The sequence below is a fragment of the Kitasatospora sp. NBC_01250 genome (assembly GCF_036226465.1).
Taxonomy (GTDB): domain Bacteria; phylum Actinomycetota; class Actinomycetes; order Streptomycetales; family Streptomycetaceae; genus Kitasatospora.
This window is the reverse complement of the sequence record NZ_CP108476.1, coordinates 3459052-3483581: the sequence shown is the minus strand read 5'-3', so window position 1 is coordinate 3483581 and position 24530 is coordinate 3459052. Positions and strand designations below refer to the sequence as shown.

General features: G+C 74.2%; 17 protein-coding genes, 2 tRNA genes and 1 pseudogene. 6 read left to right on the top strand and 14 right to left on the bottom strand.

Annotated features, from left to right (window positions below):
• The first annotated feature begins 26 nt into the window (after positions 1 to 26).
• Complete coding sequence (locus OG500_RS14010) at positions 27 to 1607, top strand: Na+/H+ antiporter (protein WP_327067060.1); 1581 nt, start codon at positions 27 to 29, stop codon at positions 1605 to 1607.
• A gap of 97 nt (positions 1608 to 1704) precedes the next feature.
• The gene (gene pgi / locus OG500_RS14005) at positions 1705 to 3354 is read left to right on the top strand and encodes a glucose-6-phosphate isomerase (protein ID WP_329580229.1); all 1650 of its coding nucleotides are present in this window, start codon (positions 1705 to 1707) and stop codon (positions 3352 to 3354) included.
• A gap of 179 nt (positions 3355 to 3533) precedes the next feature.
• Here the strand turns inward: pgi and OG500_RS14000 are convergent.
• The 6 genes from OG500_RS14000 to OG500_RS13975 all read right to left on the bottom strand — a co-directional run bounded on the left by OG500_RS14000 (position 3534) and on the right by OG500_RS13975 (position 9447).
• Positions 3534 to 3607: transfer RNA gene (locus tag OG500_RS14000), tRNA-Lys, on the bottom strand.
• 30 nt (positions 3608 to 3637) lie between these two features.
• Positions 3638 to 4270, bottom strand: a complete 633-nt coding sequence (locus tag OG500_RS13995; protein ID WP_327067058.1) for a bifunctional DNA primase/polymerase — start codon at positions 4268 to 4270, stop codon at positions 3638 to 3640.
• Positions 4271 to 4471: 201 nt separating this feature from the next.
• Complete coding sequence (locus OG500_RS13990) at positions 4472 to 4819, bottom strand: hypothetical protein (RefSeq protein ID WP_327067057.1); 348 nt, start codon at positions 4817 to 4819, stop codon at positions 4472 to 4474.
• Positions 4820 to 5003: 184 nt separating this feature from the next.
• Complete coding sequence (locus tag OG500_RS13985; protein WP_442907036.1) at positions 5004 to 6488, bottom strand: AAA family ATPase; 1485 nt, start codon at positions 6486 to 6488, stop codon at positions 5004 to 5006.
• Positions 6479 to 8140 carry a hypothetical protein gene (locus tag OG500_RS13980; RefSeq protein WP_329580222.1) on the bottom strand — a complete coding sequence of 554 codons (1662 nt, stop codon included), beginning with the start codon at positions 8138 to 8140 and terminating at the stop codon, positions 6479 to 6481. Before OG500_RS13980 ends, OG500_RS13985 begins: the two co-directional genes overlap by 10 nt.
• On the bottom strand, positions 8137 to 9447 hold the full coding sequence (locus OG500_RS13975) for a hypothetical protein (protein WP_329580219.1): 1311 nt from the start codon (positions 9445 to 9447) through the stop codon (positions 8137 to 8139). The genes OG500_RS13980 and OG500_RS13975 overlap by 4 nt, the downstream gene beginning before the upstream one ends.
• Before the next feature lie 169 nt (positions 9448 to 9616).
• Here OG500_RS13975 and OG500_RS13970 point away from each other — a divergent pair, with 169 nt between their 5' ends.
• Positions 9617 to 10267, top strand: coding sequence for a histidine phosphatase family protein (locus OG500_RS13970; RefSeq protein ID WP_327067053.1), 651 nt, complete (start codon positions 9617 to 9619; stop codon positions 10265 to 10267).
• Between the two features lie 20 nt (positions 10268 to 10287).
• Here OG500_RS13970 and OG500_RS13965 read toward each other — a convergent pair whose 3' ends face one another.
• Positions 10288 to 11724, bottom strand: coding sequence for a tetratricopeptide repeat protein (locus OG500_RS13965; RefSeq protein WP_329580216.1), 1437 nt, complete (start codon positions 11722 to 11724; stop codon positions 10288 to 10290).
• A 469-nt stretch (positions 11725 to 12193) separates the two neighbouring features.
• Between OG500_RS13965 and OG500_RS13960 the strand changes: the two genes are divergently transcribed.
• Together OG500_RS13960 and OG500_RS13955 are read left to right on the top strand one after the other, a co-directional pair.
• Entirely contained in the window at positions 12194 to 12595 is a 402-nt protein-coding gene (locus tag OG500_RS13960; protein ID WP_327067051.1) for a hypothetical protein, read from the top strand.
• A gap of 107 nt (positions 12596 to 12702) precedes the next feature.
• The gene (locus tag OG500_RS13955) at positions 12703 to 13605 is read left to right on the top strand and encodes a spermidine synthase (protein WP_329580213.1); all 903 of its coding nucleotides are present in this window, start codon (positions 12703 to 12705) and stop codon (positions 13603 to 13605) included.
• A 66-nt stretch (positions 13606 to 13671) separates the two neighbouring features.
• Here OG500_RS13955 and OG500_RS13950 read toward each other — a convergent pair whose 3' ends face one another.
• The 6 genes and pseudogenes from OG500_RS13950 to OG500_RS13925 all read right to left on the bottom strand — a co-directional run bounded on the left by OG500_RS13950 (position 13672) and on the right by OG500_RS13925 (position 21616).
• Positions 13672 to 14742: a hypothetical protein gene (locus tag OG500_RS13950; protein ID WP_329580211.1), complete on the bottom strand. Its 1071-nt coding sequence runs from the start codon at positions 14740 to 14742 to the stop codon at positions 13672 to 13674.
• Positions 14743 to 15066: 324 nt separating this feature from the next.
• Positions 15067 to 15513, bottom strand: a complete 447-nt coding sequence (locus OG500_RS13945) for a DUF4442 domain-containing protein (protein WP_327067048.1) — start codon at positions 15511 to 15513, stop codon at positions 15067 to 15069.
• Positions 15514 to 15634: 121 nt separating this feature from the next.
• Positions 15635 to 15710 (bottom strand) — tRNA-His (locus tag OG500_RS13940).
• Between the two features lie 160 nt (positions 15711 to 15870).
• Entirely contained in the window at positions 15871 to 16473 is a 603-nt protein-coding gene (gene orn / locus OG500_RS13935; protein WP_329580208.1) for an oligoribonuclease, read from the bottom strand.
• A 1649-nt stretch (positions 16474 to 18122) separates the two neighbouring features.
• A pseudogene (locus OG500_RS13930) lies at positions 18123 to 19179 on the bottom strand (helix-turn-helix domain-containing protein); the annotation flags it as partial.
• A 1639-nt stretch (positions 19180 to 20818) separates the two neighbouring features.
• Positions 20819 to 21616 carry an HAD family hydrolase gene (locus OG500_RS13925; RefSeq protein WP_329580205.1) on the bottom strand — a complete coding sequence of 266 codons (798 nt, stop codon included), beginning with the start codon at positions 21614 to 21616 and terminating at the stop codon, positions 20819 to 20821.
• Positions 21617 to 22457: 841 nt separating this feature from the next.
• Between OG500_RS13925 and OG500_RS13920 the strand changes: the two genes are divergently transcribed.
• The gene (locus OG500_RS13920; protein WP_327071555.1) at positions 22458 to 22910 is read left to right on the top strand and encodes a universal stress protein; all 453 of its coding nucleotides are present in this window, start codon (positions 22458 to 22460) and stop codon (positions 22908 to 22910) included.
• 341 nt (positions 22911 to 23251) lie between these two features.
• Here the strand turns inward: OG500_RS13920 and OG500_RS13915 are convergent, their stop codons facing one another.
• Positions 23252 to 24442, bottom strand: coding sequence for an acyl-CoA dehydrogenase family protein (locus OG500_RS13915; protein WP_329580202.1), 1191 nt, complete (start codon positions 24440 to 24442; stop codon positions 23252 to 23254).
• Between the last annotated feature and the right edge of the window lie 88 nt (positions 24443 to 24530).

Below are 24530 nucleotides of genomic sequence, written 5' to 3'. Positions count from 1 at the left end.
CCTGTCCGATAGGAGAGGATCCGCGCGTGGCCCAGCTGTCCCTGCTCTTCCTGGTGCTGCTCGCCTCCGTGGTCACCATGCCGCTGGGCCGCCGCACCGGCGTTCCGCAGCCGGTGCTGATGACGGTGCTCGGCCTGGTGATGGCGCTGGTCCCGCAGATCCCCAACGTCGCGGTCGACCCCGACCTGATCCTGCCGCTGGTGCTGCCGCCGCTGATCTTCGCGGTGGCCCGGCGCGCCTCGCTCGCCTACTTCCGGGCCAATCTGCGCTCGATCCTGCTGCTGGCCGTCGCCCTGGTGGTGGTCACCACCACCGCGGTCGCCGCGGCCTTCCACCAGCTGGCGCCCGCGCTGCCGGTGGCCGCCGCGGTGGCGCTGGGCGCCCTGGTCTCGCCGCCCGACCCGGTGGCCGCGGTGGCGGTGGCCGGCAGCGTCGGCCTGCCCCGGCGGCTGGTGTCGGTCCTGGAGAGCGAGGGGCTGTTCAACGACGTGACCGCGATCGTGGTCTATGCGCTGGCCGTCGAGGCGGTGGTGGACGGCGACTTCTCGGTGCCGCACGCGCTGCTGCGCTTCGTGCTGTCGGCGGTGGTGGCCGTGCTGGTCGGCGGCGTGGTCGGCTGGCTGGCCACGAAGATCGGCTCGCTGCTCGACGACCCCACCCAGCAGGTGGCACTCAACCTGCTGGTGCCGTTCGCCGCCTACACCCTGGCCGAGGAGATCGAGGGCTCGGGCGTGCTGGCCGTCGTGGTGGTCGGTCTCTACCTGGCCGACCGGGCGGCGGACGCCGCCGACGTCTCCTACCGGCTGGTGGGCGGCGCCTTCTGGGACATCGTGGAGACCCTGATCACCGGTGTCGCCTTCGGCCTGATCGGCCTGGAACTGGCCACCGTGCTCAAGGACGCCGGAGCCGGCTGGCACTCGATGCTCGGTGACGCGGCGCTGGTGATCGCCGTGGTGGTGCTGGTCCGCCTGATCTGGCTGCTGCCGGCCGCCTGGCTCTCCCGACGGCTCAGCCGCGGCGAGGAGGACACCCCGATCAGCTGGCGCGAGACCGTGGTGCTCTGGTGGTCGGGCATGCGCGGGGTGGCCACCGTGGCGCTCGCGCTGGCCATCCCGTTCACCACGCACGGCGGCCACGACTTCCCCGGGCGCGGCCGGATCGTCTTCACGGCGTTCAGCGTGGTGCTCTTCACCCTGCTGGTGCAGGGGCTCTCGCTGCCCTGGCTGGTCCGGCGGCTCGGCATCGACCCGCACCTCGACCTGCGCGAGCAGGAGCAGCGGCGGCTGTGGGGCCGGGCGGCCCACGCGGCGCTGGCGCGGCTGGCCGAACTGGAGGAGGCGGACCAACTGCCGATCGAACTCGTGGAGAAGCTCCGGGAACGCCAGCACGACCGGCTGAAGCGGCTCTGCCCGGAGCAGTACGAGGAGGACGAGGCGGCCGAGGCCCGGCAGCGGGTCTCGCGGCTGCGCAAACTGCGCGAGGTGGAGCAGGAGTTGCTGGCCGCCTCGCGCCGCGAGGTGCTGCTCGCGCGCGGCGAGCCGGGCGCGGACCCGGAGCTGGTCGACCAGGTGCTGCGCGGTCTGGACCTGCGCTCGGACCGGAAATGACGGCACTGCGTCAGGTGCGGGTGGCGTGAGCAGCCCTGACTGTTCCGTAGGCTGTCCCCGACTGACGACATGCGGCGCAGAGACCGAGGAGAAACCGATGGCCGACGGCCGAACCCCCCTGGACCGTACCCCGCAGTGGGCCGCCCTCGGGAAGCACCGGGAGGAGATCGGCGAGCTGCACCTGCGTGAGCTGTTCGCCGCCGACCCCGAGCGCGGCAGCCGCTACACCCTGCAGGTCGGCGACCTGTACCTGGACTACTCCAAGCACCTGGTGACCGACCGGACCCTGGAGCTGCTGCGCGAGCTGGCCGAGGCGATGGACGTGGCGGGCCTGCGGGACGCGATGTTCCGCGGCGAGAAGATCAACGTCACCGAGGACCGCGCCGTGCTGCACACCGCGCTGCGCGCCCCGCGCGGCGCCGTGGTCGAGGCGGACGGCGTCAACGTGGTGCCCGAGGTGCACGCCGTCCTGGACAAGATGGCCGCCTTCTCGGACCGGGTGCGCAGCGGCGCCTGGACCGGCCACACCGGCAAGCGGATCAAGAACGTCGTCAACATCGGCATCGGCGGCTCCGACCTCGGCCCCGCGATGGCCTACGAGGTGCTGCGCTCCTACACCCAGCGCGACCTCACCGTCCGCTTCGTCTCCAACGTCGACGGCGCCGACCTGCACGAGGCGGTGCGCGATCTGGACGCCGCCGAGACGCTCTTCATCGTCGCCTCCAAGACCTTCACCACGATCGAGACGATCACCAACGCCACCTCGGCCCGGGACTGGCTGCTGGGGCAGCTGGGTGCCGGCCAGGAGGCGGTGGCCAAGCACTTCGTGGCACTGTCCACCAACGGCCAGGGCGTGGCCGACTTCGGCATCGACGTCGAGAACATGTTCGAGTTCTGGGACTGGGTCGGTGGCCGCTACTCCTACGACTCGGCGATCGGCCTGTCGCTGATGATCGCGATCGGCCCGGAGCGCTTCCAGGAGATGCTGGACGGCTTCCGCCTGGTCGACGACCACTTCCGCACCGCCCCGGCGGCCGAGAACGTCCCGCTGCTGCTCGGCCTGCTCGGCATCTGGTACGGCCAGTTCTTCGACGCCCAGTCGCACGCGGTGCTGCCGTACTCGCACTACCTCTCCAAGTTCACCGCCTACCTGCAGCAGCTGGACATGGAGTCCAACGGCAAGTCGGTGCAGCGCGACGGCAACCCGGTCGGCTGGACCACCGGCCCGGTCGTCTGGGGCACCCCCGGCACCAACGGCCAGCACGCCTACTACCAGCTGCTGCACCAGGGCACCAAGGTGATCCCGGCCGACCTCATCGGCTTCGCCAAGCCGGTCGCCGACCTGACCCCCGGCCTGGTCGCCCAGCACGACCTGCTGATGGCCAACTTCTTCGCCCAGGCGCAGGCCTTCGCCTTCGGCAAGACCGCCGAGGAGGTCCGCGCCGAGGGCGTGGCCGAGTTCCAGGTCGCGCACCGCACCTTCCGCGGCAACCACCCGACCACGGTCTTCCTCGCCGAGGAGCTGACCCCCTCGGTGCTCGGCCAGCTGATCGCGCTCTACGAGCACAAGGTCTTCGTCCAGGGTGCGATCTGGAACATCGACTCCTTCGACCAGTGGGGCGTGGAGCTCGGCAAGGTGCTCGCCAAGAAGATCGAGCCGGTGCTGCTGACCGGTGAGGGCGGCGACCACCTGGACAGCTCCAGCGCGACCCTGGTCGCCAAGTACCGCACGCTGCGCGGGCGCTGAGCACGGCTCGGAACCAGGCGAAGGGCCCCCGGACAGCCGTCCGGGGGCCCTTCGGCCACCCGGTGCCACCGGGAGGCAGCAACGGGAAACGCGGGAAACGGCTCCGGGAAACAGGCCGGGAAACAGGCCCAGGAAACGCCGAAGGCCCCTCGCTCTCGCGAGAGGCCTTCGACCGTCTGTGCGCCGCCAGGGACTCGAACCCCGGACCCGCTGATTAAGAGTCAGCTGCTCTAACCAACTGAGCTAGCGGCGCGTGCTGACAGAGAAGACTCTAGCAGCGGCCTCAGGCGGAGCCAAAATCGAATACCGCCAGGGGGGCGCCGTCCGCCGCTGCACCGGCCGGATCGGCGGCCGGCCCGGTCGCCGGATCGGCGGCCCGGCCGGAGGCCTGCCCCGCGGCACCCCGGGCCGCCCGCACGCAGGCCCAGAGCAGCACGCCGGCGCTCGGCAGCCAGGGCTCCCGGGCGTCCGGGGCGACGATCCAGCGCCCCGCCGCCGCCGGTGCGACCGACGGCTCCGCCGCCCGCCGCACCGGCGGCACGGTGACCGCGTCCCCGAGCCCGTGGCAGAGCAGCGGCGGAACGTCCCGGGCCCACTCCTCCCAGGCGAGCAGCGTGCGCAGCCGGGGTGCGGCACCGGGCTGGACGAACAGCAGGGTGCGCCCCCGGTGCTCGGCCACCGGTCCACAGCCCGGCCCCGAGGACCACAGTTCGTCCAGCACCCGGCGGCCGAACAGCGCCGGCAGGCTGATCACGTCGAAGGCCCGGCCGCAGGGCAGCACGGTCGGCGCCCAGGGCCGGGCCTCCCACAGCGCCCGCAGGCTGCGCGGGTACTGGCTGGCCGAGGCCAGCCAGGCCTCGCCCGCCGGGGTGAGGTGCGCCACGGACCGCTCTGATTGCTCCGTCCAGATATCCACGCGCAGCAGGGTGCGCCGACTCGCGCCGGGGCCGCAACGAAAGCCGGATTCGCCGGACAGGGCCGGGGCGGTCGGCGTAGGCTTCCCTCCCGCATATGCCAGCGGCCCGGTGGGGGCCGCTGCCCGAGCCGGTGTCCGACCCGGTGCTCAGGCCCGTGCTCAGGCCGGTGCGTGCGGGCCGCGCGGGGCTCCCGGCGGTGCTCAGTCCTCGTCGGGCCGACGCGGGCGCAGCAGACCGCGGCCGTACTCGACCATCCGGGCCGCGTAGTCCGCCGTCCAGTCCGCCCGGGCCGCCACCTCGGCGGGCGTCAGGGCGTCGAACCGGCGCGGATCGGCCAGCTGGGCGGCGGCGATGGCCTGGAAGTCAGTGGCCCGCTCGGCCGCCGCCCGGAATGCGAGCGCCAACTCGGTCGACCGGCGCAGCAGTTCCGCCGGGTCCTCGATGCTCTCCAACTGGAAGAACCGCTCCGGTTCGGCGACCAGGGCATCGGGCTCGAAGAGCAGCGGAGCCGGCCGCAGGCGGCGCGGCGGGTCTTGGCGATCGGGCATGCGAGGGCACCTTTGATGACGGGGACCGGCAGCATCGCCGGTCGGCGAGTGGCCGTCGTCCGTTCGGCCGTCGTCCATTGTCGCTCGTGCCCCACCCCGGACGGAACGGTGCCAAGACGGGCGCTCCCGCGGATACCGCGCCGGGGGGCGCGTGACCGGCCCGTTCGTACCGGTCCGACCGGTCCTACAGTCGCACCCGGTGCTCGCCCAGGTGCTGGAGCACCTGGTAGTTGGCCTCCCAGCCATCGGGGAAGTGGGCCCCGACCCGCTCCAGCAGCGGGATCATCCGGCTCCCGATCTGCTCGTCCCAGCCGGGCGGGACGCGCAGCGCGCTGCCCAGTTGCACCGGCTCGGTGGCCGGATGCTCGTCCAGCAGCTCGGGGATCCCGGCCCTGGCCACCACGATGCAGGCGTGCCGGTGGCGCGAGGCCAGCACGCAGAGCCGGCCGGTCTCCAGGTGGAAGGCGGTGGCGTCCGGGCGCCCGGAGAGCGGGTGCAGCACCACCGTCACGTCGTACTCGCGCCCCTGCAACCGGTTGGCGGTGTCCACGGTCACGGCCGGGCCGACCACCGGGTCCACCGGGACGCCGAGCCCGGTGAGCGCGGCCCGCACGGCTGCCGCCTGGTCGCGGTGCGCGGTGCCGACCGCGATCCGCCCGGGGGTCAGCGTGGTCCGGCCCTGCTCCGAGCTGGCCGTGAGGCCCCGGTCCAGCAGCCGGCGCACGGTGGCCGCGACCGCCGCCACCGCCTGCGGATCGGTGCGCACGGTACGCCGGGCGGGCAGTTCGAGCAGCGCCCAGCCGTGTTCGACGGCCTCGTCGATCGCCGCGTCCACCGGCCCGCCGTCGGCCCGCTCGCGCGGAACCAGCAGCCGGTCACCGGGCCCGGTTCCCGAACGGAACGGCGTGTACGGGTAGAACGCCTGCGAGATCAGCGGCGCCGCCGAGGCCGGCAGCCGCCAGGAGACCGGCAGCCGGTGCGGCACGATGGCCGGGTTGTGCGTGAGCAGGGTGACCACCGCACTGCTGGAGGGGTCGTAGGAGAGCCCCGTCCACTGCTCGGTGCCGACCACCGTGAACGGGTCGAGCTGCCCGGGGTCGCCGACGAACAGCGCCCGCTCGAAGAGCCGGGCGACGGCCAGCAGCGCGTCCGAGCGCATCTGGTACGCCTCGTCCACGATCGCGTGCCGCCAGGGCTCGACGTCCTTGACCCACTGCCACTTGGCGGCGGTGGAGACCACCACGTCCAGCTCCAGCAGGTCGCCCGGCTTGCTGCTCGCCGTCACGTTCGGGTGCCGCAGCGCCTCGGCCGCCGGGTGGGCGTCCCCGCTGTGCAGGCGGCCCACCGTCAGCTCGGGGCCCTTGGCGGCCAGCCGGTCGACCAGGTCGTCGACCTGACTGTTCGTCTGGGCCACGATCATCAGCCGCTCACCGGCCGCGACCAGCTCCCGGGCCGCCTTGACCACGAGTGTCGACTTGCCGGCGCCGGGGGGCGAGTCGACCACCACGCCGCGCGGTGCGCCGGGGGCGGGTCGGACGGTGGCCGCCAGGATCGCCGCGACGGCGGCGTCGGCCGCCGCGGACGGGTCGGCAGCGGCGGTCGCACCGGTGGCGGCGGTCGGGTCGGCGGGGCCGGGCGTCAGAAGGCTCACAGTGCTGCTCATGCCCATTCCTCCACTCCGGAAGTCGAACTCCGGGCGGCCGACGGCGGACCGCCGTGTGTCCACGGAGTGTCGGCCGGCTCGGGCAGCGGGGCGGACTGGCGCGGGGTCAGCTCGAAGAGGGTGAACACCACGGTCTGACCGGGCTCGGGCAGACTGCCGGGCTCGGGCTCCTTGCGGCGCCCCATCCCGGTCAGCACCCGCAGCGTGACCAGCCCCGCCGCCGGGTCGAACGCCACCACCTCGGCCTTCTGCGCGGTGGGTGCCGAGGCGCGGTGCACCTCCCGGCCCGGATCGGCGTGCGGCTGGTCGGCGGTGCGCAGCACCAGCAGCGGACGCGGCTTGGGGGAGCGACCGCTGGTGTCGTACTCCGGCACCACCTCGACCACCACCGCGCTGAACGCCTCGCCCGAGAGCCGCCGTTCGGCCATCGCCAGTGGATCGTCCAGCGCCTCCTGCACCTCGACCCGGACCTGCTCGCGCTCGCGCTGGGCGAGCTTGCGGGCCGCCGTCACCGCGTCGTCCACCCGCGGCTGGGGCGGCTCACCGGCCGCCAGGCGGTCCCGGTGACCGGTGTAGGACCAGCGGTCCCCCTCCCAGCGCTCACCGACGTGTCCGCCCGGCGGCAGCCCGCGCAGCAGGTCGAGCCCGCGCCAGACGTCCTCCCAGGTGGGCAGCAGCACCCCGAGCAGCAGTCGGCGCAGCTCAGCGACGCTCTCCCGCACCGCAGCCTCGGCCTCCCGCACCCGCGCCCCCTCGCCGCCCAGGACCGTTCCCCCCGCCACGTCCCCTGCTACGTCCTCGGCCACGGCCCCGGCCGCAGCGTGACGGCCGCGGGCCTGGCGCAGCGCGGCCAGCGCCGCGTCATGGCGGGTGATCGCCGGGGCCAGCAGCTTCTCGTCGAAGCGCGGGTCGGTGGCCGGTCCGGCCGGCGGGTGCAGCAGCTGGCCGCGCCCGTCCCGGGCGGTCTCGGCCAGCTCGGCCTGCTCCGCGCCGGTGGTCCCGGGCGGCGGGCTGTGCCAGGCCAGCTGGGCGGCCAGCTGCTGGTCCTCCAGCAGGCTCTGGCCGGTCGCCCAGTGCCGGGCCAGCAGCCCGGTCATCGGCAGCAGCAGGCTGGCCCCGGGCACCTGGGCGCGCTCGGTGAGGTGGGTGAGCCAGCGGCCCAGCAGCGGCACCCGGGCCGGTGCGGGGTAGGGGCCCGGAGCGGGCTCCTCCGCCGTGCGGCGGAACCGGGTGGCCCGCCCGAGCAGCGCCAGGTGCCGCACCGAGCCGGCGTTGGGCACGATCAGCTGCGGCGCGTCGGCGCACAGCTCGCGGGTGACCGGGGTCTTCTCGCCGGTGGCGGGGTCCTTCTCGGAGCCCTCGATCAGCTCTACGGTCCCGGCGTAGGACTCCAGGTAGGGCAGCAACTCGTCGGCCAGGGCGGCCAGGAACTCCGCGCGACCGTCCCGGTTGAGCGGCTGCGGCACGAAGTGCAGCCGCGGCTCGGCGCGGTCGGTGCCGAGCAGCACGGCCAGCGGCGCGCCGTCCTCCGCCGCGGTGGCGAGCGGGATCAGCACCATCGGTGAGTCCGAGAGGTGCCGGTGCCGCACGGTGGCCAGCGGCTCGGCGTGCCCGCTGCGGATCGCCTCCAGCCGGGCGAGCGTGCTCAGCAGGCTCACCCGGACACCGCCGCCGGCCCGACCGCCGCCGGCCCGACCGCTACCGGCTCGACCGCCACCGGCCCGGCATCGGTGACCAGCGCGGGCCCGCCCAGCGCCTCGGCGCGCAACGCGGCGGCGTACCGCAGCCGCTCGGCCGCCTCGTCACCGTCGCCGCCCACCGCACCGCCTCCGTCGCCGCCCGCGCTCTCCTGACGCGCTGCCGCCGCCCCCGGGCAGGCCGCCGCCAGCACGCCGTCCACCGTGCGCAGGTCGCCGAGGTCGGCCCGCACCCCGCGCCCCAGCTGCTCGACCGCGCCCGCCGCCCGCGCCTGCGCCCGGCAGTGGAACCCCAACTCGCAGGCCGACAGGCACTCCGGACCGTAGTCGGCCGGCACGGAGTCCACCGCCGTCGCCAGTTCGGCCACCGGCCGGGTCGGCCGGCCCGCGTCGTCCGGCGCGAGGTCGAAGGTGGTCCCGGGCGGCAGGGTGTCCAGCAGCTCCTCGATCCGGGTCATCCGGGCCAGCTGGCGCCGGGTGGTGGCCACCTCGCGCCGGACGTCGATCGCGGCGGCCACCGGCGTCTGTCCGAAGTCCTTGGGGCAGACCAGCAGCACCACGGGCTCCGGGGCACCGGGCAGGGCCGGGGCCGGCGGCTCGGGGAAGGCGGGCCCGTGCCGCTCGTCGTGCCCGGCCGCCGCCAACAGCGCCAGGACGTAGACCGCGGCCTGCCGGGTGGCCGCGCCGACCTTCGCGGGGTCGGCCGAACCGTCCAGCACCGGGAAGGACTTGATCTCGACCACGGTGCACCGCCCGCCGTGCACCAGGACCGCGTCCGGCTCCAGGTAGGCGGGTGCGCCGGCCACGGTGAGCCGAAGCAGCGGGTGGTCGAGCAGCGTCCAGCACCCCGGGTCCGCCAGCGAGGCGGCGACCGCCGCGGCCAGTGCCTCGGCGGTGCGCGCCGCCCGCACCGCCGGACCGGAACGGGGCAGCAGGTCCGGGGTGTCCAGCCGGGTGCCGTCGTCGGCCGGAAGGCCGAGGTGCCGGCGCAGCGGCTCCAGCAGCGCCGCACAGCCGTCGGCCTTCAGCCGGGCCTCGAAGACCGTGCCGCGGGCGATCGCGAAGGGTGAGCGGCCGAAGGGAGCGGGCCGGCCGAGCCGGCCCGCCACGGCGCCCTTGTCCACCCCGGCGGCGTCCAGCAGGGCCCGGCGCCGGCAGCCGGGATTGGCCGCCAGCGCGGCCAGCGCCCGGGCGTCCAGGCCGCGCTGCTCGGCGGTGCCGCGCAGGACCGAGAGCCGCGGACCGTGATCGGTGAGCGAGACGTTCATGGTGCTCGCCAGTCTCGCACCCGGCACCGACAACCCGGGCAGCACCCCGCCGGACCTCGCGCAGTGCCCGGGGCCGCCCCGGCAGGGGTGTACCGATCGGTAACCGACGGGTAGGGAATCATGGCAGTGCACCGACCGCTTCACCGCACCTAGTCCTCAGGAGTCCGCGATGCCCGCTCGACTGATCCTTGTCCGCCACGGTGAGACCGCCTGGTCGGCGAGCGGCCAGCACACCGGTCGGACCGACATCCCGCTGACCGAGGAGGGCCGGCAGATGGCCCGCGCCGTCGGTGCCCGGCTGCACCGCGCGCCGTGGTCCGGGCTGCCGGAGGCCGACGTCTACACCAGCCCGCTCTCCCGCGCCCGGGAGACCTGCGAGCTGGCCGGCTTCGGCGACCGCGCGGTGGACCGGCCCGAGCTGCTCGAGTGGGACTACGGCGCCTACGAGGGCCGCACCGGTGCCGAGATCCGCGAGCACGACCACCCCGGCTGGCTGATCTGGCGCGACGGCGTGCCGCAGGGCGAGAAGCTGGCGGAGGTCGGCGCCCGGGCCGACGCCTTCCTCGCCGGGATCGAGGAGGACCACGGCACCCCGCACCCCGAGACCACCACGATGCACGCCGCCGACCGCGACGTGATCGTCTTCGCGCACGGCCACCTGCTGCGGGTCCTGGCCGCCCGCTGGCTGGGCCAGGCACCGGAGTTCGGCCAGCGGCTCAAGCTCGGCACGGCGGCGCTCTCGGTGCTCTCCTGGGAGTACGGCCTGCCCGCCGTCGAGATCTGGAACGACCACAGCCACCTGGACACGCCGACCGCCTGAGGCCGGGCCGGGCCGCCGGATCAGGCCGCCGCGCGGTCGAAGCCGGCCAGGAACACCCCGACCTCGCGCACTCCCCGGAAGGGGCGCAGCCGCTCGGCCGTGTCCGCGAGCATGCCGCGGATCCGCGCCGAGCGGACGTCGCCGAGCAGGGCGACCGCCGCGCTGCCGTGCCCGGCGGCGCCGGCCAGGTCGCCGCGGCCGAGCCGGTCGTGGGCCAACTCGGCGGTGTACAGGGCCCGGTTGCGCACGAAGTGCGGCTCCTGGAGCGCTATCGCCAGCCCGGCCCGCTCGCTGGCCAGGTCCCACTCGCCCAGTGCCGACCAGCACTGCGCCTCCAGGCCGGCGATCTCGGCCTCGCCGTAGAAGGACATCCACTCCGGGTCGGACTCGCTCTCGCCGCGTTCGAAGAGCGTGTACGCCCGGGCCAGCGCCCGCTCGCAGGCACTCCGGTCGCGCAGCAGCGCCCAGCCGCCCGCCTCGCGCATCACCAGCAGCGAGAGCAGGCGCTCGGAGTCCAGGTGGCGGGCGGCGCTCTGGCCGGCCTGGGCGGCCCGCAGCGCCTCGCGCGGGCGCCCCGCGTCCCGGGCCAGGAAGGCGCTGTTGCAGAAGACATGGGCCTCCAGCGCCGAGTCGTTCGCCATCCGCGCGGTGGCCAGCGCCTCGGCGTAGAACGAGCGGGCATCGGCCAGCCGTTGTGAGTCGTGCGCCAACCAGCCCACCGAGATGGCCAGTTCGCCGGCCGTCGACTGCAACCGCCGCTCGGTGGCGAGGGTGTAGTCGCCCTCGTTGAGCAGCACGTACGCCTGCCGCAGCGACTGCCCGGCCCGCTCGAACAGGGTGTCGCCGCCACGCACGTCATCGGCCAACCGGATCTCCCGGACGGCCTCTTCGACGATCTGGACGTCGGCTCCGCCGACCTTGCGCGGTGCGGGCAGCGGCGGCAGCGGCGGCAGGCCGGGCAGCGGCAGCGCGGCGGGTGCGGCGGCGGCCGCGCGGGCCGGCGCATCGAGGCCGAGCACGGTGGCCAGGGCGGTCGGACCGCCACTCAGGAACGTACGGCGACGCACGTCGTCGTTCTCCTCGTCGGGATGGTGCGGGGAGAGCCGCAGGGCGGCCGGCCGGGCCGGCACGACCCCGCCGGCCGGGCGACCGCGGACGGCCGTCCTGGGGGAGAAGCCGAGGTCCTGCAGCGAACGGTCCGGCCACATATGGCGGAACACCCGCTCGTACGCGTAGTTGGGACAGCGGATCGCGCCGGCCTCGACCCGGCCGATGTACCGGGCGTCGCACGACACGTGCTCGCCGATCTCCCGCGCGGCGCGGCGGATCGCGGTGGCGAACTCGGCGGGGGAGAGGTCGCCGCGCAGCTCGCGCATCGCGGTGTTGGGCGTCGGCGCGTGGGTGGTCGTGGTCGCGGGACCGGTCACAGGTGCGGGCGCGGCGATTGTGGGGGCCATGGTGCGCTCCGGGGCGAGACGGTGCTAGCCGTACGGTCGGCGCCCGTCCGGTAACAGGGCGGGCGGCTGAGCCTCGATGGACCGAAGCGGCCCGGTGAGGCACAGCTCGACAGTACCGGCTGTCATCAGGTGATCACGATGGGTTTCCGGGAAAATAACCACTATTCAGTGGCAAATCCGACATATCTCAAGGGTTCTGCCATGAAATGCCATGGCTTGCTGTAGGAAGCCCCGTGGCTAATCCGGGCTCGGTTCCGTTGTGTTGATATCGGGCGGCCAGTGGGGACGGTCTCCCGACGCACCACCCATCCATCGTTCAGCTTCAGTAGCCATTCATACCATCAGTTCACTTCTCTCACTGACAGTCCCTCAGTCTGTCCTGTACGAGGGGGAGTTCGACGGCGGGCGGTCGAACGTGGGGGAAAGCGGACGTGAGCGGCGAGGAGCGAACCGAACCAGGAGGGCCCACATGATGGTCACCGGGATGCCGCAGTTCCGTACGTTCCTCACCGGGGAGTTGCCACGCCGCCGGGAGGGCGGGCAGCGCTGCGACACGGTCATCGTGCCGCTGCGGCTCGGCCTGGAGACGCTCGACATCCTCAGACTGCGCCGGGCCTGCGGTTCGGTCGCCCAGGGAGCCGGCGGCGCCAGCGTCAGCTTCCTGGTGCCGGCCGGCACCGCCGAGCGCTGGCACCTGCCCGGCACCTGCTGTCTGCCCGGCGCCATGCCGCTGGCCGCCACCGACCCGCGCTGGCTGGTGCCGCCCGCCGGTGCCGAGTCCGCCGTGGCCACCACCGACCCCTGGGTGCTGCGCTCGGCACTCTGCGAGGCCGCCCGCACCCTCACCGCGAGCGGCCTCGGTCCGTTCTGAGCCCGGTCCCCCCCGTCCGGGTCCGCTCTCCCCGCAGTCCGGCCCCCGAGCCGTCGCGTTGGCTCCCACCTGCGCGTTCACCCGGAAGCCGGGGGATACTTCGTTCCATGGGACGAGAGCAACGAGCCCCCCGCAGGCGTTCGACCACCCCCGAGGAGCCCGCCGCCACCGGCCCTCGTTCGCACCACACCGAGTTCGGCCTGGCCGAGCTCCTCCCCGACCGCGACCACCCGCAGGCCTGGTCACTGCTGCTCGACGGCGCCCCGCAGTCGCACGTCGACCTCGCCGACCCGACCCGGCTCGCCTTCGAGTACCAGCGCCGGCTCGGCCACCTCATCGACCTCGCCGCCGCCCCCGGCAAGCCGATCCGGGTGCTGCACCTGGGCGGTGGCGCACTGACCCTGGCCCGCTACACCGCCGCCACCCGCCCGCGCTCGCGGCAGCAGGTCGCGGAGCTGGACACCGCGCTCACCGAGTGGATCCGGGCCGAACTCCCCACCCCGCCCGGCTGGCAGATCAAGGTCCGCGGCGGTGACGCCCGCGCCGTGCTGGAACGCGCCCCCGAGGCCGGCGCCGACCTGGTGATCGCCGACGTCTTCGCCGGTGCCCGGGTGCCCGCCCACTGCACCACGGTGGAGTTCGCCACCCTCGCCGCCCGCGCGCTCGCGCCCGGCGGCTGCTACGCCGTCAACATCGCCGACGGCGGCGCGCTGGCCTTCGCCCGCTGCCAGGTCGCCACCCTCCTCGCGGTCTTCCCCGAGGTGGCGCTGATCGCCGACCCCGCGGTGCTGCGCGGCAAGCGGTTCGGCAACCTGATCCTGGCCGCCTCCCACGCCCCGCTGCCGATCGCGGAGTTGAGCCGCCGCACGGCCGGGGACGCCGCCCTCGCCCGACTGGAGCACGGCCGCGAGCTCGCCGCCTTCACCGGCGGCGCCCCGGTGGCCACGGACGCCTCGGCGGCCCCGTCGCCCGCGCCGCCGCCGGACACCTTCAAGCACGTGGGGCGCTGAGCCGTCCGGCGGCCGGGGAGTCTCAGCAGCCCGGGGCGAGCGGCCGGTGTGTCGCTGGTCGGCGCGTCAGTGGCCGCGCGGCAGTCCGCGGTGCTTGTACATCGCGGCCCCCGTCAGCAGCAGCCCGGCCGCGATCGGCATCAGTACCGCGTCCTGTGAGCCGGTCGCCGCGAGCGGCTCGGCGGACGTGGTGCCCCCTTCGGCCGCGGTGCCGCCCGGCGGGCGCGAGCCGCCGCGGCCCGCTGCCCCGGTTCCGGCGCCCCCGCCGGTCGTGTTCGGTCCGCCGACGGAGGCCGAACGTCCGCCGTCCCGTGAGGCGGTGAGCTCCACCGTGTGCGCGGAGGCCGCGAGCCCGGACAGTCCGTCGGCCGTCGGGCTCCCCGCGCGGGCGCCGGTGGAGCCGCCCGCGGCGCCCGCGCTCCGGGCCTGCGCGGCGGTGCTCCAGCCATCCGCCAGGCCCCCCTGGCCCTGGGTCGTCGTTCCGGTGGGCGGCAGCCCACCGCGCGGCAGCGGCAGGCGGGGGAGCGCGCCGCCCCGACCGGTCACGCCGGTCTGCGCGGCGGACTGCCCGTCCCCCGCGCCCGAGCGCGCGTCCTGCGGCGAGCGGCCCTGCGGCGGCACGGACGGGAGCAGGACGCCCGCGATCGCGAACGCGTCGGGCACCGCCTTCGTCGCCTGCCCGGGCAACGGCAGGTCGCCGGCCCGGATCCGGCTGTGCAGCAGCTGGTTGACGTCCCCGGTCCCGCCGGTCGCGCCGACGGCCGTGCCGGTCGCCGTGCCGGCGGCCTCGCCGAGTCCGGTCGAGCCGAGCACGCCCGATCCGTTCGGCTCGACCGCATCCGCCGCGCCGGGGGCCCGGATCGGCGTCGACCCGTCGGTGAGCCCGGCCGGCGGGGTTCCCGAGCCGCCGCCCGGCGCGCTGCCCGTGGCCGGGTCGTTCGCCGCCGGTCCGTGCGTCGTGCGCCGGGCGGGCGAGGCGGCGGTGTCGCGCGCGCGGGTCGTGGTCGTCCTGACCACCTGGGCCGGTGCCGCGGCGCGAGCGGGCTCGACCGCCCGGACCGGTCCGGCCGGCGGGCCGACGGCCGCGGCGTGCCCGGCGCCGAATCCCAGCCCCAGACCCCAGACCTGTGCCAGCACCGCACCACCGGCCGCCAGGACACGGGCGGGCGAGCGCCGGCTGCTCCGTAACCCGCGCTGTGCTGGCAGGACCGCCGCCGACCGCGAGGCAGACGACGGCTCGGGCGCGGGGAACGGATGATTGGCTCGCACGTGAGGGGAGAACGAGCCCACCCGCCGGAAGGTCACGCGGAAGGCTGACGCCAGGGACGGCCGAACGCGCCAACGAGGTCGATTTCCAGCCGATCCGGCGTCAAGTCGGCGGGAGGGGGCGCGCGCCGCCGCGGGCGGTCGGCGCGGGGCGCCCGCGGGTCGGCCCCGCGGTGCCCGAGTGCCCTGTGCGGCTCAGGAGTTGGGCCGCAGCGTCCAGAGCACGCTCATCTCGCCGGTCACCGCGCCGTCCGCGCGGGTGATCTCCACCGTGACCGGGAACTCCGGGCGCTGACCCGCGTCCAGCTCCGCGATGATCTCCGCGATCGGGCGCCCCAGCGTCGCGGTCGCGGTCACCTCGCCCTTCGCCAGCTTCTTGTAGGCGATCTGCGCGCTGACCGCGAGCGGCACGGCCCGCGAGAGCTGGTCGCCGAAGGCCGCCAGCACGATGCACCCGCTGGCCGACTCGCCCAGCGTGAACATCGCACCGGCGTGCGGGCCGCCCACGTGGTTGTGGAAGTCCGGCTGGTCCGGCAGGCGCAGCACCGCCCGCTCGGGGGTCGTCTCCAGGTACTCCAGGTTCAGCGTCCGGGCCATCGGGACGGTGGAGGCGAGCAGCTGGCCGATCGTGGGTGTCGTCATGGGCGCTATGTTACTTGCCGGTAGCCTGTCGCGGCAGGGGGGTCCTGCGACTGCTCTCCGCCCGGCCGCCCGGAAACGACTGAGGGCCTGATCTCCGACTGGAGATCAGGCCCTCAACTGATGGGGTGAGTGACGGGACTCGAACCCGCGGCCACCTGGACCACAACCAGGTGCTCTACCAACTGAGCTACACCCACCATCTGTCTTGCGCGTTCCCGCGCTGACAGGAAGAACTCTACAGGATCCGAGAGGGTGCTCGCGCCAGGGTTTCCGTGCCCGCCCAGGTGGGCGGCGGTGGCCGGCGCCGGAGGTGACCTGGGCCACAACGCCGGCGCCGGGACGGGCGGACGCCGGGGTTCAGTCCGACGACTGCTGGTACTTGGCCGCGATCTCGCGGGCCGCGTCACCGTCCGGGCCGGGCTGCGGGACGAACACCGCCTCGCGGTAGTACCGCAGTTCGGCGATGCTCTCCCGGATGTCCGCCAGCGCCCGGTGACTGCCGCCCTTCGGGGGGCTGTTGTAGTACGCCTTCGGGTACCAGCGGCGGGCCAGCTCCTTGATCGAGGAGACGTCCACGATCCGGTAGTGCAGGTGCCCCTCCAGGGCCGGCATGTCCCGGGAGAGGAACCCGCGGTCGGTGGCCACGGAGTTGCCGCACAGCGGGGTCCGCCCGGCCTCCGGGGCGTGCTGGCGGACGTAGTCGAGCACCAGCTGCTCGGCCTCGGCCAGCGTCACCCCGTCCGCGAGCTCGTCGAGCAGGCCGGAGGAGGTGTGCATCTCGCGTACCACCTCCGGCATGGTCACGAGCGCCTCCTGCGGCGGGCGGATCACGACGTCCACGCCCTCGCCGAGGATGTTGAGCTCGGAGTCGGTGACCAGCGCGGCCACCTCGATCAGCGCATCGCGCTCGAGGTCGAGGCCGGTCATTTCACAGTCGATCCATACCAAACGGTCGTTCACATGACTCACCCTACGGTGCAAGCCCACCGCGCGGGCAGCACCAGTACCGCCATCGTTGCCGTTGCCGTTCCCGTTGCCGCACCCGCCGGGCCGGCCGGCGCACATCCGGGCGCGGGGCCGCGCCCGGAATCCGCGGGCCGGGTCACCGAGAGGCTCCCCGGCTCGGACACCTGCTCAACCGGCCCCCCGCCCGGGCCGCTTGCAGGGGCCGACGGGACGCCGTGCCCGGCCCCCTCCGGGCCGAGCACCGTACGCCTTCCCGTCCCGGGGGCTCGCCCGTCGGCCGACCGGGACTTCTCGCGTGCAGCCGCCGGGCGGGTGAGGCCGGGCATCCTGCTCTCAGCCCTCGGCTCTCCGCCCTCAGGTATCCGCCGGGGCACCTCCCTGACCCTTCGGTCGGGAGGTGCCCCGGCGGAGCCGTCCACCGATCCGACGTGAACCGTCGGACAGGCCCTACTCGGCCGCGCTGTCGGCCCCGGTGTCCACCGCGTCCATGGCGTCCATCGCCTCCATGGCATCGGTGAGGTCCCGTCGGGACGGCGTGCCCGCCGACGGCTGGGCCCGGCGCTGCTCCGACCCACCCGGAGCGGTCTCCCCGGTGAACGCGCCGCCAGGACGGGCCGCCGGGTTCGGCAGGCCGTACCCGGCGCCCCGAGCGGCGGGCCGCTGACTGCCCGACAGCCCGGGGCGGTCCGCGTGATCGGCCGTGCCGCGACCAGCTGTCGGCCGAGTGCCACCGTCGGCCGGCCCTGGACCGCCGGACGCGCCGGTCACCCCGGCCGCCCGACCACCGGGCACGGCCCGGCCGCTCCGCTCTGCCGCAGCCCGCTCGGCTGCGAGCCGGTCCGTGGCCGAGCGGTCCACCTTCGACCGGTCCACTGCCGACCGGTCAGCCGCCGAGCGGTCCACTGCCGGGCGCTCGGTGCGATGCCCGCCGCCGGTGCCCCGAGCGCTCGGCTGCGAGTGGCCGTCCTCCGCCACCGCGTGCTCGACCGGTCGCGGCGGACCGGCCGGACCACGTCGGGTGGCCGGACCGGGCTGCGGCGGAACCAGCGGCCGTATCCGGTTCTTGCCCGGAGGCGGCAGCGCGCCGGGCGGCAGTCCCCGCCCGGTCGCGGCCGACCCGTTCACGCCCGGCCGACCGGTGCCCCGGGGAGCGCCGGTTCCCGCCGGGCCCTGGACCGCGCCGCTGTCGGCCGCTCCGTGGCCGGGCGGCAGTCCGCCGTAGCCCTTCCCCGCGCTCTTCCCAGCACCCTTCCCGGCCGCACCGGCGCCGCCCGCGGCGAGCGGGCCGGTGGCGCCGACCGGACTGCCGGGCGTCCCGGGGGCCGCGGCCCCCGGTCCCGCGGATCCGCCGCCCGCACCGCCGACGCCGCCGCCGACGCTGCCGCCCAGGGCACCGCCGGACGCCGCCGCGCCGCCGACAGCCGTGAAGCCCCCGGCCGGTGCCGCCGTCCCGCCGGGAGTGCCGGCGACACCGACAGCGCCGGAGACCCCGACGCCCGTGGCGCCGCCCACGCCGGTACCGCCGCCGAAACCCGCACCGACGGCCGGGGCTCCCGGTCCGCCGGTGGTTCCCGTCGCCCGCTCGGCAGCGCGGTCACCGCCGCGCTCGGCCGACCCGCCCTGTGCGGGCACGCCGACCACCGGGCCGGGCCCCGGGCGGCGAGCCCGGTAGCTGGTCCGGTAGGCGGCCGGTGAGACGCCGAGCTGGCGGCGGAAGTGCCCGCGCAGCGCGACCGGCGAGCGGAACCCGCAGCGCCGGGCGACGTCGTCGACCGAGAGCTCGGAGGTCTCCAGCAGCCGCTGTGCCTGCAACACCCGCTGGGTGATCAGCCACTGCAGCGGCGCGCTGCCGGTGAGCGTGCGGAACCGCCGGTCGAAGGTCCGCCGGCTCATGTACGCGCGTGCCGCCAGCACCTCGACGTCGAACTGCTGGTTGAGGTTCTCCAGCGCCCAGGTCACCACCTCGGCGAGCGGGTCGTTGCCGATCTCTTCTGGTAATGACTGATCGATGTACTGGGCCTGACCGCCCCCGCTGCGCCGGTTGGGCACCACCAGGCGGCGGGCCAGGGCGTTGGCGGCCTCGGCGCCGTGATCGCTGCGGACCACGTGCAGGCACAGGTCGATGCCGGCCGCGGTGCCCGCCGAGGTCAGCACGTCGCCGTCGTCGACGAAGAGTTCGCGCGGATCGACGTGCACCCGCGGGTACCGCTTGGCGAGCGTCGGCGCGTACATCCAGTGGGTGGTCGCGGGCCGTCCGTCCAGGAGCCCGGCGGCGGCCAGGACGAAGGCGCCGGTGCAGAGTCCGATGATCCGCGCGCCCTCGTGATGGGCCTTGCGCAGGGCGGCGATCGCCTCCACCGGCGGCGGCTGCGAGATCGAGCGCCATGCGGGCACCACGATGGTGCCGGCCCTGGCCAGTGCCTCCAGGCCGAACGGGGCGGTCAGGGTCACCCCACCCGTGGTGGTCAGCGGTCCGTCCTCGCCCGCGCAGACCAGCAGCCGGTAGCGCGGCACACCCGCGTCCTGGCGGTCGACGCCGAAGACCGAGAGCGGGATGGAGCTCTCGAAGATCGGTGCCCCGCTGAAGATCAGCACGGCGACGGTCTCACGCCGTCGCCGCCCGGCGAGCTTGCGCGGTGCGACGCTGACGGCGGGTGCACCGGAGCCGCCGGCCGTGCCGAGGCCGGGCGTTCCGCCCAGCGCACCGCCGCTCGCGCCGCTGCCGCTCAGCGCTCCGCCACCAAGTCCGTTGCCCCCCAAGCCGTTCCCGCTCAACCCGCCGGCCCCCAAGCCACTGCCCCCCAAAGCACTGCCCCCCAAAGCACTGCCCCCCAAGCCGCCGAGCCCACTGCCGCCCAGCCCGTTCGGGCCGCCCGGGGCCGGATTGCCCAACCCGCCGTGGCCGGTCGGCCCCAGCGGTCCACCGAGGCCGCCGCCGAGCGCGGAAGCGCCGCCGAGGCCGGAGCTGACAGGGTGTCCGCCCAGGACGCCGCCTTCGTTCGAGCCACCGATCGGACCTGATGCCACACCGCGTCCCAGGCCGATCCCGGCCACCGCACCCGCGCTCGTCGTCCTGGCCGTGGCCGCCGCCTGCTGGACGGCGAAGAGCAGCGCCTCCGGTCGGCCGGGGAAGGCCTCGCCGAAGGACTGCTGACGACCGGAGGGCTCCTGACGAGCCGTCCGGTTCCGCTCGGCCCCACTGCCGCCGGAGACGAGGGGGAGACGGGGCGAGGACGGGGAGCGGGGCGCGACCGCCGGCGGGGTGAGCGAAGCCGACGGGGCGAGCGGGGCCGCACCTCTCGGTGCGTGGCCAACATGGCCGGCCGGGGACTGGCCGCTGTCAGGACCTGTCTCGCTCCTGCTCACCCTGTTCAAGGCGCCCAAGCCCCCTCGGTGGTGTGGTGTGGTGATGCGGCACTGCTCAACAAGATCGAATCTAGTGGGTGCACCGTCGCCGTTGTGACAAGTTCACCATCCGACGCTATGTCGACATGGCAATTTGGCGTGATGCATTCGATCACGAAGCGTGGCACCCGTCGACCCCTCTGGGAAGGGGGCGGGCACGCGGGTGGCTGGTTGCGGTACGGCGGATCCCTGCGAGGAGCGGATCGTTGACCTCCTGAGGCGTCGTCGGCTGGAGGTATCTCCAACCTCAGTCGCTCGGCCCAAAACTGACTGAAAACAGGCGTTGCGGAGTTGGGGCGTGCAGTGTCCGCGTGCGCCTTGCGGACCGGTGACGAGCGCCCCGTTCTGCTGCCGGGCCCGGTCGGTCGGGCGATCGCCGCCGGTCGGAGCGCCGCTTCACCGATGATCCGGCTTGTCCGGGGGCCGCCGGAGCCGGCTCGAACAGGCCACGCGCCTCCGGGGTCGCGGGGCCGGCGGCGGGGCGGTCGGGCGAGCGATCGGTGGGGTTGCCGACAGGCCGGCCGTCGGCGCCGGGATGGTGCAGCCGAGTGGGCCGGCGGCTGGTGCCTTCGGCGGCAGGTGGCCCGCGGGCGGCGATTCCGGTGGAATTCCCGCCGGACGCCGTGGGCGACTCCGGATATCGGATCACTATTTCCCGATGGATCAATCATGCGCGCCATGATCTCTGTAGCCGAACTGACAGTAATACGAATAACCACTCGACGTCGTCCCTCCTCCCTATCCATCCCCTTCGCCCTCCTCCGTCGCAGAGAGTCGCTGCCCCCACGCGGACGATTACCCTGACGCTCATTCCGAGGGCGTCCTGCCGCGCTCCGTAGAGCCGCCCATCGCTGTGCGCGCTTCCGCACTCGAACGTCGCCCGCGTCCCGCGGCGCTCGTTTTTCTCCGTCCACAGTCGAACGGCTGCCGCGGGTCAGCCGACGGTGACGGCGATCGCCGCGGCGGCCGCCGGGCTGTCGCGCCCGGCCAGCCGCTCGAGCGGCACCAGGGCGGGCCCGCCGACCTCCTCGGCCCCTTCGGCCCACTGGCCGGCCTTCTCGGCCCACTGTCCGGCCTTCTCGGCCTGCCGAGCGGCGCCGGCTGCCTGGGCGCTCCCCTTCCCCTTCCCCTTCCTCTGTGCGTCGTTCGGTGCGGCCGCTGCTGCCGCCGGTACGGCCGCTCCCTCGGCCAGGACCAGGGCGACGGCCTCCGGCAGCGTCGCGGCGCTGTGCGTGGGCCGGTAGGCCTGCTCGGACCACGGGCGGCCGTGGTGCAGCCAGACGCTCCGCAGGCCCGCCGCGGCGGCGCCGGCGATGTCCGCGGGAGCGTGGTCGCCGATCACCCAGGCGTCGGCGGTCCAGTCGGTCGCGAGGTCGATGCCGCAGCGCTGTGCCGCCGTCTCGAAGATCAGCGGGTCCGGCTTGGCGCAGCCGGCCTCCTCCGACACCACCCAGGCGTCGACCAGCGAACCGAGCCCGGTCCGGCGGATCTTCGCCAACTGAGCGGTGGTCCCGCCGTTGCTCACGATGGCGATCGTCCAGCCTGCCGCCCGGGCGGCGCGCAGCGCCCGCAGGTGGTCGCCGGGGCAGCTGATGTGGGAGTTCATCCCCCTCCTGTAGTGGGTGAGGAGGCTGTCCAGGGACAGGTCGAGGCCGTAACGCCGCCGGGTGGCACCCAGCACCGTGCTCCGCGGGACGTAGCCGCCGCCGTCCATGACGGTGAGCCACCCCACGTCGCCGGGGGGGGAGCCCGAACTCTCCGAGAAAGCCTGCGGCCCAGGCCTGGAAGGCGGCGTCGCGCGGGAGCAGGGTGTTGTCCAGATCGAGCAGTAACAGCGGCATGGCGTGCATGCTGCCAGTGCGGACTGCCAGGAGGAAGCGTGCCTGCCTGGTGGAGGCCTCAGGCACCACATTCATCTCATCAACCCCAGGGGTCCCCGAAGTTCGTGCCTCTGGTCTGTGGTCGACCTGTTGCATCGGCAGACTCCGTCAGGCAAGCTCCTGGGAACCACGCGAGGGCGGGGCGTGATCTGGCTGCTGCGGGGCGCGTGCTGATTACCTCGCGCCGCTGCCATTAGCGGGATCATTGTCATACCTTGCCGCAATGGCTGGGCGACTACGCTCCCCCGTCGTACTCTGAAAGGAACAGGTCACTTACGGTGCCGCTCGGCCACAACCGACCACGTGCCAATGAATGGCCTGCCGCCTGGGCAGCGCTGTCCTTCCTGTCGGCCCATCTCACTCGAAGAGTCTCGATTCATGGCCGGTTTTGAGTCTCCGCGATCTGCGGACCCGTTCCGCATTCTCGGCGCGGCGGATTTCTCCTCCACGGATTCGCTGCCCGATTCCACCTGGTGTCGGCAGTCCCCGCCGACACCGCAGTCACGTCCCGGTGGTGCAAGGGCGCGCCGGGTTTGGCCCAAGCCACGGCAGCGTCGCGAGGAGTCGGCGGCCGCTGCGGCGGGGGGTTCGGATGGCGCCGGTACCGCACCTGGCGCCGGTCAGAATGGTGGAGGCGACGTGAAGTCCCGGCACTCCAAGCAGACTGTTCCGCTCGGCGGGCAGGCTCCCGACGTGCAGTCCGAGCCGGTCCGGCCGTGCGATCCGGCCTTCCAGCACGGCGTGGTGGTCGGCTTCGACGGCTCGCTCTCCAGCGAGCGGGCACTCGCCTACGCGGTGGGCATGGCCCGCCGCTCCCACTGCGGCCTGGTCATCGTGCACGTGGCCAACCGCCTGCCCGCCACCGTCTGGGCCGGCTGTGAGCCACCGGTCTTCGTCGACCTGCCCGACCACCGCACCGAGGTGCTCGGCCTGGAGCTGGCCTGTGCGGACTTCCTGTCCGGCGTGCCCTGGATCCTGGTCGAGCGTGGCGGAGACATCTGTCACGAGATCGAGGAGGTCGGGAAGGAGTACGCCGCCGACGCGATCGTGGTCGGTACGACGCACGGCCTGCTCGGCCGCCTCTTCGGTTCGGTCTCGGGCCGTCTCGCCCGGCGGGCCAACCGCCCGGTGATCGTGATCCCCTGATCCGCGCTCAGCTGCTCGACGAGACGCGGTTCTGAATGCCCCGAGGGTGATGGGCGGGCCATCGAGTGGAATGGCCAGCCGATATTCCGTCATTTCCGCGCCCAGGCGGGCGGCGCCTCCAAGCCGTGTGCCGCTGCCGCGAACTACGGGTCGTCGCTGGAGGGGACTGGCGGCGGGGTGGTCGAGCGGCCCCGCCAGAGCGCTCTGACGAAGGATCACCGCCCGACCGTCCACCAGTCGTCCTCATGCACAGCCGTCCCACGCGACGGCTCTCCCACCCCCGGCCGTCCGCACCGGGCCGTCCCCGTGCCTCCTGGCCGGCCTGCTCCTGGTGGCCAGCGTCAGGAGGACATCCCCAACTCGCGGGCGATCAGCATGCGCTGGACCTCGGAGGTGCCCTCTCCGATCTCCAGGATCTTGCTGTCGCGCCAGAAGCGGGCAACGGGATACTCGTTCATGAAGCCGTAGCCGCCGTGGATCTGGGTGGCCTCGCGGGCGTTGTCGACCGCAGCTTCGGAGGAGTAGAGCTTTGCGATGGCGGCCTCCTTCTTGAAGGGCTCGGCGAGCAGCAGCCGGGAGGCCGCGTCCCGCCAGGCGAGGCGTGCGAGGTGCGTCCGCATCTCCATGTCGGAGATCTTGAACTGGATCGCCTGGTTGGCCCCGATCGGGCGGCCGAAGGCGCGCCTGGTCGCGGCGTACTGGAGCGACTGGTCGACGCAGCCCTGAGCAAGGCCTGTGGACAGAGCTGCGATGGCAATGCGGCCCTCGTCGAGGATCCGCAGGAACTGGGCGAAGCCGCGGCCTCGCTGGCCGAGCAGGTTGGCCTCGGGGACTCGGCAGTCGGCGAAGGACAGTTCGCGGGTGTCGGAGGCGTTCCACCCGACCTTGGAGTACTTCTTCGACACCTGGAACCCGGGGGTGCCGACAGGCACGATGATGGAGGAGATCTCGCGCTTTGACGAGCCCTCGCCGCCGCCTTCACTCGAACGAGCGATCGGTTCGGTCAGGGCGGTCACGGTCACCAGGCCGGTGATGTCGGTGCCGGAGTTGGTGATGAAGCACTTGGTGCCGTTGATCACCCACTCCCGGGTGGCCTCGTCGAACCGGGCCGTGGTCCGGGTGGCGCCCGCGTCGGAGCCGCCCTCGGGCTCGGTCAGGCCGAACGCGCCGAGCATCTCGCCCGAGGCGAGCTTCGGCAGCCACTCGCGCTTCTGCTCCTCGGTGCCGAAGCGGTAGATCGGCATCGCGCCCAGCGAGACGCCGGCCTCCAGGGTGATGGCCACCGAGGAGTCCACCCGGGCGAGTTCCTCGAGGACCAGGCAGAGCGCGAAGTAGTCGCCGCCCATGCCGCCGTACTCCTCCGGGAACGGCAGGCCGAACAGGCCCATCCGGCCCATCTCCTTGACGATCTCGTACGGGAACTCCTCCCGCTCGTAGAAGTCGCCGATCGTCGGAGCGATCACGTCGGCGGCGAACTCGGCCACCGTGCGGCGCAGCTCCTCGTACTCGGAATCCAGTCGGTGGTCGAGCATCTGATCCTCCAGTCGTTCGCCCGGGTCGGATGGTCCGGGCGCAGAGTGGTGCGAAGGGCGGAAACGGGTGCCACGGGCGCGTGTTGAG